Here is a 12,890-nt window from a genome sequence, read left to right on the forward strand (position 1 = left end):
AACTAGGAGACCGATGTCCTACCGCACCACGGCAGCGTCCACCGCGACGGCCACCGACTACGTCGAGGACGTCTCGCCCGGCAGCGGGGCCCTTCCGCCCCGCGCCTGGTACGCGTCCTCGGACGCCGGTTCGCTGTCCCTCAACGGCAGCTGGAGTTTCCGGCTGTCGCCGACCGCCGACGGAGCCGACGACTCGTTCGCCGAGCCGGGCTTCGACGCCGGGGACTGGGCCGAGGTGACGGTCCCCGGCCACTGGGTCCTCCAGGGTGACGGGGCTTTCGGCACTCCGATCTACACCAACGTCCGCTACCCGTTCCCGGTGGACCCGCCCCACGTGCCCACCGAGAACCCGACCGGCGACCACCTGCGCGTCTTCGACCTGCCCTCCGACTGGCCCGACCTGTCGGACGGCGGGGCGGTGCTGCGCTTCGACGGGGTCGAGTCGTGTGCCCGGGTGTGGCTGAACGGCACGGACATCGGCGAGTTCAAGGGCTCGCGGCTGCCGCACGAGTTCGCGGTCGGCCATCTCCTCAAGCCCAGCGGCAACGTCCTCGCCGTCCGCGTCCACCAGTGGTCGGCGGGCTCGTACCTGGAGGACCAGGACCAGTGGTGGCTGCCGGGCATCTTCCGCGACGTGACGCTGCTGCACCGCCCGGCGGGCAGCGTCCTCGACTTCTTCACGCACGCCAGTTACGACCACACGACCGGTGAGGGCACCCTCCGTGTCGAGTCCGACGTCGACGGGCGAATCACCGTCCCCGAGTTGGACATCGATGTCAGGACCGGTGAGTCGGTGACGGTCGCGGTCGAGCCGTGGACCGCTGAGACGCCCCGCCTGTACGACGGTGTGCTGGTCACGGCGGGTGAGCGGGTGCCGTTGCGCATCGGCTTCCGGACCGTGGAGGTGGCGGACGGGCTCATCAAGGTCAACGGGAAGGCGGTCCTGTTCAAGGGCGTCAACCGGCACGAGTGGCACCCCGAGAAGGGGCGCGCGCTCGACCTGGAGACCATGCGGGCCGACGTGCTGCTGATGAAGCGGCACAACGTCAACGCCGTCCGCACCTCGCACTACCCGCCCCACCCGGCCTTCCTCGACCTGTGCGACGAGTACGGCCTGTGGGTCATCGACGAGTGCGACCTGGAGACCCACGGCTTCACCGAGCAGAACTGGCGCGGCAACCCCGTCGACGACGACCGCTGGACCCCGGCCCTCCTGGACCGCGCGTCCCGGATGGTCGAGCGGGACAAGAACCACCCGTCGGTCGTCATCTGGTCGCTGGGCAACGAGGCCGGCACCGGGCGCGGACTGACCGCGATGGCCGAGTGGATCCACGGCCGCGACAGCTCACGGCTCGTGCACTACGAGGGCGACTGGGAGTGCCGCGACACGGACCTGTACTCCCGCATGTACGCCGACCACACGGAGACCGAGCTCATCGGCCGGGGCCTGGACGGCGGCACCCCCAAGCGCCGCGGGCTGCCGTTCATCCTCTGCGAGTACGGACACGCCATGGGCAACGGCCCCGGCGGCATCGCCGACTACCAGCGGATCTTCGAGGCCCACGACCGCGTCCAGGGCGGCTTCATCTGGGAGTGGATCGACCACGGCATCAAGGACGAGCGGTTCGGGTACGCGTACGGCGGCGACTTCGGCGAGGAACTCCACGACGGCAACTTCGTCTGCGACGGGCTGGTCTTCCCCGACCGGACGCCGTCACCGGGGCTCGTCGAGTTCAAGAAGGTCATCGAGCCGGTCCGCATCGACGGCGACGGCACGGACGGCACCGTGCGCGTGACGAACGCCTACGACTTCGCCGACCTGTCCGCGCTCACCTTCGAGTGGTCGTACGACGTCGACGGCACGTCGGTCGAGAGCGGCACCCTGTCGGTGCCGGCGACCCTGGCCCCCGGCGAGTCCGCGGACGTGAAGCTGCCCGCGCCGCCCGTCGACGCACAGGGCGGCGCCGAGTCCGGCTGGACGGTACGGGCGCTGCTCGCGGACGAGTCGGCCTGGGGCGCGAAGGGACACCAGGTGGCCTGGGGCCAGGTCCCGGCGTCCGCACGCCCGCGGCCGACGCTCACCGCCTCGGCCGCGCCTGTTCCGGCGGACGGAGTCATCACCCTCGGCCCCGGTGTCTTCGAGGCCCGCACGGGTGCCCTGAAGTCGATCGGCGGCCGCGAGGTCCAGGGGCTGCGGCTCGACGTGTGGCGGGCGCCCACCGACAACGACGACGGCGCTGCCTGGCAGCCCGACGAGCGCTACGGCATGCTCTGGCGCGAGCTGGGCCTGCACCGGATGCAACACCGCCTGGGTTCCGTCGAGTTGGGCGAGGACGCGCTGACGGTACGGACCCGGGTGGCGCCCGCCGCGGCCGAGGTGGGCCTGAACACGGTGTACCGCTGGACGTCCGACGGTGACCGGCTGAAGCTGACCGTGTCCGTCGTCCCGGAGGGCGAGTGGAAGGTGCCGCTGCCGAGGCTCGGTATCCGGCTGGGGCTGTCGGAGGCGGACCGGGTCGCCTGGTTCGGCGGCGGGCCCGGCGAAGGGTACCCGGACACCAAGTCGGCCTCCATGGTGGCCCGTTGGGAGTCCACGGTGGACGACCTCCAGACCCCTTATCTCCGCCCCCAGGAGAACGGCGCGCGTGCCGACGTCCGCTGGGCGGAGATCGGCGGACTGCGCGTCGACGGCGACCCGGAGTTCTGGTTCACGGCCCGCCGCTGGACGAGCGAACAGCTCGACGCGGCCGACCACCTGACCGACCTGACGCCCGGAGACGTCGTCTGGGTCAACCTCGACCACGGACAGCAGGGCATCGGCTCACAGTCCTGCGGGCCGGGCGCGCTTCCGCAGTACCTGCTGCGGGTGGCGTCGGCGGAATTCTCGTTTGTGTTCTCCGCCATCGAGTGATCGACTGCAATTCCGTCAACTCGCTCCACCCGGAGGGTCAGTGAGCGGCAGTATCGAGGTCCGTGGCCTGTCCCGGACCTTCCACACCACAGTGCGGCGTCCCGGTTTCACCGGGGCGCTGCGCTCCCTCGTCCAGCCGGAGCGGATCGCGAAGGACGCCGTCTGCGACATCACCTTCGATGTCGCACCGGGTGAACTCCTCGCCCTGCTCGGTCCGAACGGCGCCGGCAAGTCGACGACCATCAAGATACTCACCGGCATCCTCACCCCCACATCAGGCGAGGCACGCGTCGCCGGCGTGGTGCCGTACCTGGAGCGCGAACGCAACGCCCGCAACATCGGGGCGGTGTTCGGCCAGCGCACCCAGCTCTGGTGGGACCTGCCGGTGCGCGAGTCGTTCTCGATCCTGCGGGACATCTACGAGATACCCGGGCCCGAACACGCCCTGCGCCTCCAGGAGTTCGACGACCTGCTGGCACTGTCCACGTTCTGGGACACCCGCGTACGGCATCTGTCGCTGGGCCAGCGGGTGCGCTGCGACCTGGCGGCGGCACTGCTGCACGACCCGCCGGTGGTGTTCCTCGACGAGCCCACCATCGGGATGGACGTGGTGGTCAAGGAGCAGGTGCGGGAGTTCCTGCGCCACCAGGTCGAAGAGCGCGGCCGGACGGTGCTGCTGACCACCCACGACATGACTGAGGTCGAGCGGCTCGCCGAGCGGGTCGTACTCGTCAACCACGGCCGGCTCGTGCTGGACGGCACGCTGGACGAGATCAAGAAGAGGTTCGGCTCGACCTGGCAGATCCGGGCCACCCTCGCGGACCCGCACGCCGAGGTCGCGGCACTCCCCGGCATAGCCCTGCTGCGCCGCGAAGGCCCGCAGGTGGTCTTCGGACCCGAGGGTACGGCCGCCCCGACGGTCCACCAGGCGCTCAAGCGGGTCATCGAGCGGTACGAGGTGACGGACATCGCCCTCGACGAGGCGGACCTGGAGGACGTGATGCGGGCCGCGTACGTCCACGCCGAGATACCCGAGTCACGCGGGGGCGGCTGACATGGCCGTCCTGCATGCCTGGCGGGCAGCCAGGGTCACCCCCCTCGGTGAGCTGTACGCCCCGCCCCGGATGACCGCGGCCCTGATCCGGCTGACCGTCCAGGTGGTCCTGGTGGCGTCCCTGTGGAACGGCCTCTACCAGCAGACCGGTACGACGGCCGGCCTTGACCGCGAGCAGGCGGTGACGTACGCCGTCATGGCCGTACTCGCCTCCCGGCTGCGGGAGTTGGACCAGTACGCGGGCCGCGACACCGTGCTCCAGCACATGCACTTCGGCACGATCGTCTACTGGTACCTGCGCCCGCTGCCACCGCAGCGCTACTACGCGCTGCGGGCGCTCGGCGAGCAGGTGTACGGGTTCGCGTGGGCGCTGGCCGGGTTCGCTCTCTGCCTGGCCGCCGGGCTGGTCCAGCCGCCCGGATCGGCCGCCGTGGCCGGGGTGTTCGCGCTCAGTCTGCTGCTCGGCCAGTCGGTTCTCTACTACGTCATGCTCGTCATCGACCAGCTGTGTTTCTGGACGCTGCGCAACGGCGCCGCGATGCTCATCCTGATCTTCGCGCAGAACCTGCTGTCCGGGGTGTACGCACCCCTGTGGTTCTTCCCGGACTGGTTCATCACCCTCAGCTCCTTCCTGCCCTTCCAAGCCACGCTGAGCGTGCCGCTGTCGCTGTACGTGGGCCGCGTCCCGCTCTCGGACGCCGCCTTCCAGCTCGCCGTGCAGGCCGGCTGGATCCTCGTACTGGCCGTGTTCACCCGGTTCCTGTGGCGGCGGGCCGCCCTTCGTGTCGTCTCCCAGGGAGGCTGAGGCCCGTGAACGCCGTACGTATCGCGTGGCGCATCACGCGTCTCAACTTCCGCGCCCAGCTGGAGTACCGCTCCGAGTTCCTGCTGATGATCGCGATCGGCGCCGTCTGGCAGGTGTCGGTGATCGTGTTCGCGACGGTGCTGCTGACCCGGTTCACCGGCATGGGCGGCTGGGACAGCTCGGAGGTGCTGCTGATCCCGGCGACCCGGATGCTGGCGCACGGCATCTTCGTACTGTTCCTCGGGCGGCTGCACGGCATCGGCCGGATCATCCAGGAGGGGATGATCGACACCTATCTGGTCCGCCCGATGCCGGTGTTCCGGCAGGTCCAGCTGTCCGTCTTCCCCACCAACGCCATCGGCGACCTGACGGTGGCCGTGGGCCTGATGGCGGGCGCGCTCTCACGCAGCGACCTGGACTGGACGGCGGGCCGGATCACGTACCTCGTGGTCTGTGTCCTCGGCGGGATGCTCCTGGAGGCGGCCCTGTTCACGGTGGTGGCCTGCGCCTCGCTGCGCTTCCCGGCCGCCGACTACTGGGGCCGCTGGCTGGAGGAGCTGCTCGGCACGTTCGGCAGCTATCCCCTGAACGTGCTGCCGAGGGCGGTGAGCGGCTTCCTCACCTTCGGACTGCCGCTCGCGTTCGTCGCGTACTTCCCGGCGGCGGTCTTGACCGGCCACGGCCATGACACCGGCGTCCCGTACTGGCTGGCGGCGGCCTCTCCGTTGCTGGGGTTGGCGGCGTTCCTGGGGGCGCGGCTGCTGTGGCGGTGGAGCCTCGGGCACTACACGGGGGTGAACGGGTGACCCGGTTCAGAAGGAGTTGGCGGACAAGTTGCTGGACGGCGACCCGTCCAGCCCGGGACATCCAGGACGCCATCGACAGCTCAATGTCCGTATGGCGGACGCCCGCAGGGAAGTCGCCCGAGTACCGAGTCAAGCCCTCGCTGACGCCGGCGCCGCTGAGCTGCGGAAGGCGTGGAAGGACTACTCGGTGCCTCGGAAGCAGTCGGTGTACCGAGGCCTGACTAGGGAGATCCTGATCCACCCCGCGACCCGGCTGTCCAACATGCCGGACGCACAGAGCGCCCCTCCCCCGGGTCCGGGAGGGGCGCTCTGTGCATTTCCCTGCGGTGATCGCCAAGTCCGGTGAGAATCACAGCGTGGATGCAGGAGTTGCGGCCGTCCTGGGAACGGCCATCGGTGGAGGTCTGGCCGGGCTGACGGGCGTCGGGACGAGCTGGTTGAGCCTCCGGACGGCACGCCTTCAGCTCCAGTCCCAAGAATCGGAGGCGGCTCGCCGGCGGCGTTTCGAGAGTCTCCAGGAGAGACGCGGCCCCCGCTCACAGGCGTACGCGGACTTCATCGCGGCTGGCCAGGAGCTGATCGACTCCATGTATGGGGAGCAGGAAGATTTCCTGACTCAGTTCGAGGCGCTTCAGGCCAACATCCGCAAGCGCCGATCAAGCGTCGCCATCGCGGGGCCGGACTCCGTGGTTCAGGCGGCGGGCGAGTTCGCGGACGAGGTCAGGAAGTACAGAAACGAACTGGCACGCGGGGCCATTCGCGGCCACCCCCTACACCACAAGGGGAGGTTCGAACGTCCGCTGGACGGTTTCGCCGTGGCCGCACGGACCGCCCTCGAGGACGAGGGTCACCAGAGCTGATCAGTCCTCCAAGTCGATAACGAAGTCGACCACGGTGGTGTCGCCCCGCCTCACGATCGGGTGGGCCACCTCCACGATCCGCCCGGTGTCGGCGATGTGGCGCCGGGTGTGGCGCAGCACGGGGACTCCCGTACCGATCCGGAGTGTCTGGGCCTCGTGCTCGTTCGGCATGCCCGCCGCGAAGGACTCGGTGATCCTCGTGATGCGGATGCCGAGGGAGGCCATCTGTGCCCTCGTCCCGCCCGGCCACGGTTCGTGGATCGGGTCGGCCACCTGATCGCGGCGTACGAGTACGAGATGGGGACCTGCGTCCGCTGCTCCCTTCGCCGGGTCCAGGTGACCCGCTTCGGCGAGATCGCGGGCGACGCGAGCGAAACCGTTGTACACCTGCTCGGAGTGCGTACAGGGGTTGCTGACCGCGCACGAGCGCTCGACGGAGCGGAAGGACACCCGGCCCCGGATCGTCCAGCTCCCCCCGGACCCCTCGCGGAGTAGAGGCCAACTGCCCCAAATGGCCCCACCCATGAGGAGAAAGCCCTGATCGCCCCGCCCTGGTGTACGTCGGCCGGACACTGGTGAGCGGTGCGGCATCACCTTCAGCGGTTTGGGGTCGGTGAACGCAATTGCCCCGGGCCGTACAGGCCACCAGATGCCGGAGCCCCGGATCCGCGCCGCCGACACAGGCCCCGCGGCCGCCGTATCGATATGGACATCGTCCGCTCAGTTGGGGGGACACGGGGCAGCGGATGTCGGCTGGAGCCCTCACCACAGTTCCAGCCGACACCCTCGGGTCAGTGGTCCGCGCAGCACGGTGTCGGGTCGGGTACCTCGAACGGGACCAGGGTGCCCCCGACAGCGGGCATGGCGGTGAGGACCAGTTCGCCGTTCTGCCACTGTGGACGCACGTGATCACGCGTCATCACCCGTTGTGTCGCGGGCGGTTGGCCCGCGCTGCCCAGCACCGTCACCCGGTCGATCGCGCTGCGGGCCAGCAGCTCCCCCACCGTCACCGTGCCGGTGAGCGCGTCGGCGCCCGGGTAGAGCACCGCCCGGCCCACCTCGTCGGGCACCCCGGGTGTCACCTCGTGACCCCGCGCCGTGAGCCGCTCCTCGGCGGTGCGCAGGAGCGGCTCCGACGGCAGCGTGAACGACAGGGCCACCCGGGGCCGGTCACCGCGCACGAGGTGGGTGCAGCCGAACGTGCCCTCGGGGAGGGCGAGTTCGGCTGCCAGACGCAGGAGCAGATGATCGGCCGCGCGCAGGTCCGACACCGGGGTGTCGGACCAGAAGGCGTACAGCGTCACGAAGGCAGCACCCACACCGGGTTCGAGTAGAACCACAGGTCGCGCCACGGGTCCGCGTCGCCGATCACGTCGATGGCCGGGCCCGCCGGGTCGACCGCCGCGCCCATCGCGCCGACGGCGGACCGGTTGCCGTCGCTGCCGCGCAGCCGGAGGTACACCGGACGGTCGACGCGCCCGAGGTCGAACGTCAGCCGGACCGTGCCGGTGGACCGGTTCACGTCGTACGACTTGACGACCTTGGCCGTGGGCGCCGTGAAGGTGTCCCGGTCCGCGACCGGGCCGGTGACATCGCCCTGGATGACGTCCACGCGGGCCAACGTCGGGACGAAGCCAGCCCAGTTGGGGCCGCCGGCCGACGTCACGTCCACAGTGAGGGTGACCTTCGTGCCCCTCTTCACGTGCAGCGCGCCGCCGAGCGTGCTCCATCGGCCGCCGCCCGAGACCCGCACGTCGAGACCGCTGAGCAGCTGGCCGTGGTCCACCCAGACCCGGCCGGCCCGGATGCCGTCCATGACGGCGGCGTAGGAGAAGCCGTCGGCGCCGACGTGGGTGCGGCTGTACTGGCCGGGCCAGTAGTCGCCCTCGGTGAGGTCGATCTTCCCGCCGTAGACCGGGTCGTCCTGCTTGCCGTTGGCCTCGTAGTCACTGTTCGGGCCGCGGACCGCGGTGTCCGTGTAGACGTTGTGCGAGTCGGAGTTGGCGGTGATCCACCAGGGCCTGCCCTCGGCGAGCAGGCTGTCCCACAGGCCGCCGACGGTGGCCGTCATCCAGTCGAAGCCGCCCCACGTGCGGTAGCTCTCCAGCGGGTAGCCCGCGAAGGAGTTCGCACCCGGGCTGTTGTCGTACAGGCCGCGGGCCCGGCCCATGCCGATGTTCGCGGGCATCCCGCCGGCCTGGTGTCCGGGGGCGCCCTCCATACCGACGGCGATCCGGCGCCCCGGGGTGGCGTCGCGCCAGGCGCGGATCTCGTGCGGTGAGTCGATGCCCTTGCGTGCCGGGTGGTTGGCGAGCATCAGGATGTCCTGGACCTTGCGCCGCTTCACCTGGTCCGCGAGGAAGTTGAGGCCGGCGATGGCCAGCGCCTCGTTGGCGGGCGTCGAGTCGGTGGCGCCCTTCACACCGCCGTCGTAGTCGGTCTCGAACTGCTTGAGGACGGAGACCTCGTTCCTGCCGGGGTGCACGAAGACCGTGCCGTGCTCGGCGGCCGGGATGTTCCACTCCAGGCCCTGGAAGACGAGGGTGTCCTCGTAGGCCGCCCGGGCCGCCCTGATGTCCGGGTTGACCTTCTCGACACCGATCTTCGAGTGGGTCACGTTGCCGTGGTCGGTGATGACCATCCAGTCCAGGCCGTGCCGGGCGCCCTGGCGGACCTGGTCGACGACGCGGTACTTGCCGTCGTTGCTGTACTGCGTGTGGATGTGGTGGTCACCGGAGAGCCACAGGAAGCCCTTCGTGTGGCGGCGGCCTGTGGCCGCGTACGCGGGTGCGGCGGCCGGAGCGACGACGCTCGTGGCGGCGAGGCCCGCGCCGAGCAGACCCGCCCTGCGCAGCAGCGAGCGGCGCGACGCCTGCTCGGGGCTCAGGGCCTCGTCGGGCACGGACGTGTCGAAGGCCGCCGGCAACTCCGTACCTGCGCCGCCCTCATGACCGTGATGGTGGTGATCTCCGTGTCCGTGCGAGTGCCCGTGCCCGTGCCCCATGGCTGTGCCTTCCTGCGTCACGCGACGCCCGTAGTAGTGCGCCGCCTGAGGAGAATCCGTGCGAAACATGAACCTTGTTCAACCAGCGGATGATCTCCGGACGGCCCTGAGGCGACGGATCTCCACTCCACTCACTGTTCCCCCAACAGCCCTTGTACAGCACACTGTTGGCCGTGAACCTGAGCAGTGTTCACCTACCCCCCTGGAGACATCCCCACCATGAGAAGACTCATCGGCACCCTCGTGGCCGGCGCCCTGGCACTGACCGGGCTCGCCACGACCGGTTCGACTCCGGCGGTCGCCGCCACGTCGGGCAGCTTCAACCTCCTCACGTACAACGTCGCGGGCCTCCCGGACTTCCTGAGCTCGGGCAAGCCCAAGGTGAACACCCCGCTGATCTCCCCGCGTCTGGGCGCGTACGACATCGTCAACGTGCAGGAGGACTTCAACTACCACGCGGCGCTGTACGCGAACGACAACCACCCGTACCGCACGGCGACGAGTGGCGGAGTGCCCTTCGGGGACGGCCTCAACACCCTCTCGAACTTCCCGTTCCAGGACATCGAGCGGGTGAAGTGGAACAAGTGCACCGGCACCAACTGCCTCACCCCGAAGGGCTTCTCACTGGCCCGGATGCGGATCGCCGAGGGTGTCTACGTGGACGTGTACAACGCCCACCCCAACGCTGACGACTCCGAGGACGCGTACGCCGCCCGTCGGGCCAACATCTCGCAGCTGTCCGCGTTCATCCAGGCCAACTCCGCGGGCAACGCGGTGATCGTCGCCAGTGACACGAACACGCGGTACACGCGCACGCCCGACAACATCCGCACGCTCGTGTCGGACAACGGCCTCACGGACGCCTGGGTCCAGCTGGCGAAGGGCGGTGTGCAGCCGACGCAGGGCGCCGAACCGCTCATGTGCCCGACGAGCGCGCCGACGAACACCTGCGAGGTCGTCGACAAGGTCCTCTACCGCGGCAGCAAGCTCGTGAACCTCTCCGCGACCCGCTACAACAACGAGTGGGCGTCCTTCCTGGACTCGGCGGGCGGCAACCTCTCCGACCACTTCCCGCACACGGTCGACTTCTCCTGGACGCTGCCCTCGAACCTGCGCGCGAGCGACGTCGTGGGCGGCCCGCACGGCACGGCGTTCAACGACTCCGACGACCTGTCGGCGACGCCCTCGCCCCGCACGCTCACCCTGCGCGGCGGCTCCCGTCTGGACGGGGTCTCCCTGACGCACGACGGCGGCACGACCCTGACCCACGGCGGCACGGGCGGCACCGCCACCTCCCTCACCCTGGCGTCCGGCGAACACCTCACCTCGGTGAAGCTGACGCAGGGTCAGAGGGACGGCCGTACAAGGATTTTCTCCGCGGCGTTCACGACGGACCGGTCCCGCACGCTGGCCTCCGGCACGACTACGACGGACGCTGCGACGTTCACCGCGCCGTCGGGCTGGCAGATCGTGGGCTTCACGGGCCGTTCGGCCGACGAGATCGACCAGCTGGGCGTGGTGTACGCACCGATCGCCTGAGGTCGTCTGAGGCAGCCAACTCCGTTGAGCGGTAGGGCTGTTGCGGGGGCGGGCACCACTTCGTGGGTCCGCCCCCCGTCCCCGGCCGCGCGCACATCCTGGAAAATCAGTGCACTCCGGGCCGTTCCAGCCGGTAGCTTCGGGAAAATGAGTGATCACTACGACGTGCACGGCTCAGGCCCCGTCCTCCTCATCATCCCCGGCGGCGCCGGACACCCCATGGGCCTCGAGAAGGCGACCGCCCTCCTTTCCGAACGCTTCACCGTCGTGACGTACGACCCTCTCGGCCTCGCCCACGGCCGACTCGGCGAGCCCGTCGAGGAACAGCGCGTCGAGTGGTGGAGCGAGGGCGCGGCCCGGGTACTCGACGCGGTACTCCCCGAGAGCGAGTCCGCGTACGTGTTCGGCACCAGCGCGGGCGCCGTGGCCGCCCTCGACCTCGCGACCCGGCACCCGGACCGGCTGCGGCACGTGGTCGCTCACGAACCCCCGGCCGTCGCGGTCCTGCCGGACGCCGAGCGCCAGCGGGCGATGTTCACGCAGGTGCGCGACACCTACCGCGCCCAGGGCATCGAGGCGGCCGCTGCCCATATGACGGCGGGCATCGAGGAACGGCCCCTCACCCAGCAGGAACTGGACAAGGTGTCGGACTCCGAGCCGCAACCACCGTCTCCCGCCGACGAGTTGGCGACCCCCATGGCCATCATGCTCACCCGCGTCGTGGTCCCGTTCACCTCCCACTCCCCCGACCTCGCCGCCCTTTCCGCTCCCTCTCCCCGACTCACCGTCGCCGTGGGCGTCGACTCGGCCGGCCAACTCCTGCACCGCACCGCCTCGTTCCTCGCCCGCCGGACGGGCAACGTCGCCCGCCAGTTCCCGGGAGGGCATCTCGCGGCGCAGACGCACCCGGCGGAGTTCGCGGCGCGGCTCAAGGAGACGTTGCTTCCGGCGGGGTGACACGAGTCGGTGCATTGCCGTGGGCCGGGTCGAGCCGGTGGCACTGAGGGCGCCGCCTGCCGAGGGCCACCACGTCGTCGTACGAGGGTGCCGCACCCTGGGGCGCCCGCCCCGCCCTGATGTCCGTGAGCGCGTCCACGGCCGCGCCCAGTGCCCGCCGATAAAGCAGCGAACCGAGGCTGACTCGGCGTACGCCCAGGTCACCGAGTTGGGCGACCGTCGGTCCGGTGGGCGAGTAGAGGATGTTGAGCGGCACGTCGACGCGCTTCACCAACGCGGCGATCCCGCCCGGGTCGGTCAGCCCGGGGACGAACACTCCGTCCGCGCCCGCCTGTTGATAGGCGTCGAGGCGGCTCATGGTGTCCCGGGCCAGGGTGGGGGAGCGGCGGTCGCCGAGCCAGTACGTGTCCGTCCGGGCGTTGACGAAGAGGCCCGGGGCGGCGGCCTTGACGGCGGCGATCTTCTCGGCGTGGCGGGCGGCCGGTCCGAGGCCGTCCTCGAGGTTGATACCGACGGCGCCGACGGCAGCCAGTTGCCGTGCGAACTCCCCTACCTGGGTGGGGTCTTCACTGAATCCGCCTTCCGCGTCGACGGACAGCAGGAAGTCCTCCGAGCCGAGGTTCAGGGCGAGCTGGAGGGTGTGGTCGCCGGTGGCCGCCGTTCCGTCGGGCAGTCCGACGGCCGCGGCGACGCCGAGACTCGTGGTGCCGATCGCCGCGAATCTCTGGGCGGCGAGGAGCACGGCCGAGGCGTGGTCCCAGGCGTTGGGGAGGAGGAGGGGCTCGTCGCGGTGATGGAGGGCGGCGAAGGCGGACATGGGCGTGGGCGTGGTCATGCGGCCACGGTAGGGGCGGGTCCGTTCGGCGACCGCCGAACCGTCCCGGCCGTCCTTGCCAGCCCGGCCATCCCCGCCCTCCTCGCCATCCCGGCCATCCCGGCCAGCCCCGCCAGCCC

General features: G+C 70.3%; 11 protein-coding genes. 7 read left to right on the forward strand and 4 right to left on the reverse strand.

The genetic code is table 11. The annotated features are described in order from the left end of the window. Nucleotides 1-13 precede the first annotated feature (13 nt). The 5 genes from ADL01_RS39710 to ADL01_RS39730 all read left to right on the forward strand — a co-directional run bounded on the left by ADL01_RS39710 (nucleotide 14) and on the right by ADL01_RS39730 (nucleotide 6,436). A complete protein-coding gene (locus ADL01_RS39710) occupies nucleotides 14-2,911 on the forward strand; it encodes a glycoside hydrolase family 2 TIM barrel-domain containing protein (protein ID WP_053746955.1) in 2,898 nt (965 codons plus the stop codon). A gap of 40 nt (nucleotides 2,912-2,951) precedes the next feature. Next, nucleotides 2,952-3,965, forward strand: coding sequence for an ABC transporter ATP-binding protein (locus ADL01_RS39715; protein ID WP_053746956.1), 1,014 nt, complete (start codon nucleotides 2,952-2,954; stop codon nucleotides 3,963-3,965). Between the two features lies 1 nt (nucleotide 3,966). Continuing rightward, entirely contained in the window at nucleotides 3,967-4,770 is an 804-nt protein-coding gene (locus tag ADL01_RS39720) for an ABC transporter permease (RefSeq protein WP_053746957.1), read from the forward strand. Nucleotides 4,771-4,775: 5 nt separating this feature from the next. Next, nucleotides 4,776-5,576, forward strand: a complete 801-nt coding sequence (locus tag ADL01_RS39725) for an ABC transporter permease (RefSeq protein ID WP_053746958.1) — start codon at nucleotides 4,776-4,778, stop codon at nucleotides 5,574-5,576. A gap of 326 nt (nucleotides 5,577-5,902) precedes the next feature. Further along, complete coding sequence (locus tag ADL01_RS39730; RefSeq protein ID WP_053746959.1) at nucleotides 5,903-6,436, forward strand: hypothetical protein; 534 nt, start codon at nucleotides 5,903-5,905, stop codon at nucleotides 6,434-6,436. On the opposite strand, the gene ADL01_RS47075 is transcribed toward ADL01_RS39730, so the two are convergent. The 3 genes from ADL01_RS47075 to ADL01_RS39745 form a co-directional block, all read right to left on the reverse strand. Continuing rightward, on the reverse strand, nucleotides 6,437-6,886 hold the full coding sequence (locus tag ADL01_RS47075) for a UTRA domain-containing protein (protein WP_078961052.1): 450 nt from the start codon (nucleotides 6,884-6,886) through the stop codon (nucleotides 6,437-6,439). It lies immediately after the preceding gene. A 341-nt stretch (nucleotides 6,887-7,227) separates the two neighbouring features. Beyond that, complete coding sequence (locus ADL01_RS39740; RefSeq protein WP_053746966.1) at nucleotides 7,228-7,740, reverse strand: hypothetical protein; 513 nt, start codon at nucleotides 7,738-7,740, stop codon at nucleotides 7,228-7,230. After that, a complete protein-coding gene (locus ADL01_RS39745; protein ID WP_053746960.1) occupies nucleotides 7,737-9,440 on the reverse strand; it encodes a PHP domain-containing protein in 1,704 nt (567 codons plus the stop codon). The genes ADL01_RS39740 and ADL01_RS39745 overlap by 4 nt, the downstream gene beginning before the upstream one ends. A gap of 219 nt (nucleotides 9,441-9,659) precedes the next feature. Between ADL01_RS39745 and ADL01_RS39750 the strand changes: the two genes are divergently transcribed. Both ADL01_RS39750 and ADL01_RS39755 read left to right on the forward strand, forming a co-directional pair. Next, nucleotides 9,660-10,979 carry a jacalin-like lectin gene (locus ADL01_RS39750; protein WP_053746961.1) on the forward strand — a complete coding sequence of 440 codons (1,320 nt, stop codon included), beginning with the start codon at nucleotides 9,660-9,662 and terminating at the stop codon, nucleotides 10,977-10,979. Nucleotides 10,980-11,126: 147 nt separating this feature from the next. Beyond that, nucleotides 11,127-11,936, forward strand: coding sequence for an alpha/beta fold hydrolase (locus ADL01_RS39755; protein ID WP_053746962.1), 810 nt, complete (start codon nucleotides 11,127-11,129; stop codon nucleotides 11,934-11,936). On the opposite strand, the gene ADL01_RS39760 is transcribed toward ADL01_RS39755, so the two are convergent. After that, entirely contained in the window at nucleotides 11,908-12,753 is an 846-nt protein-coding gene (locus tag ADL01_RS39760) for an isocitrate lyase/PEP mutase family protein (protein WP_199835133.1), read from the reverse strand. The genes ADL01_RS39755 and ADL01_RS39760 overlap by 29 nt on opposite strands. Nucleotides 12,754-12,890: the final 137 nt, after the last annotated feature.

It is taken from the genome of Streptomyces sp. NRRL WC-3618, from assembly GCF_001280005.1.
GTDB lineage: Bacteria > Actinomycetota > Actinomycetes > Streptomycetales > Streptomycetaceae > Streptomyces.

Excerpts from the sequence above, each read along its gene's own strand:
- ADL01_RS39710 (WP_053746955.1), top strand. The coding sequence starts at position 14 with ATGTCCTACCGCACCACGGCAGCGTCCACCGCGACGGCCACCGACTAC.
- ADL01_RS39755 (WP_053746962.1), top strand. The coding sequence starts at position 11,127 with ATGAGTGATCACTACGACGTGCACGGCTCAGGCCCCGTCCTCCTCATC.
- ADL01_RS39745 (WP_053746960.1), bottom strand. The coding sequence starts at position 9,440 with ATGGGGCACGGGCACGGGCACTCGCACGGACACGGAGATCACCACCAT.
- ADL01_RS39760 (WP_199835133.1), bottom strand. The coding sequence starts at position 12,753 with ATGTCCGCCTTCGCCGCCCTCCATCACCGCGACGAGCCCCTCCTCCTC.
- ADL01_RS39750 (WP_053746961.1), top strand. The coding sequence starts at position 9,660 with ATGAGAAGACTCATCGGCACCCTCGTGGCCGGCGCCCTGGCACTGACC.
- ADL01_RS39720 (WP_053746957.1), top strand. The coding sequence starts at position 3,967 with ATGGCCGTCCTGCATGCCTGGCGGGCAGCCAGGGTCACCCCCCTCGGT.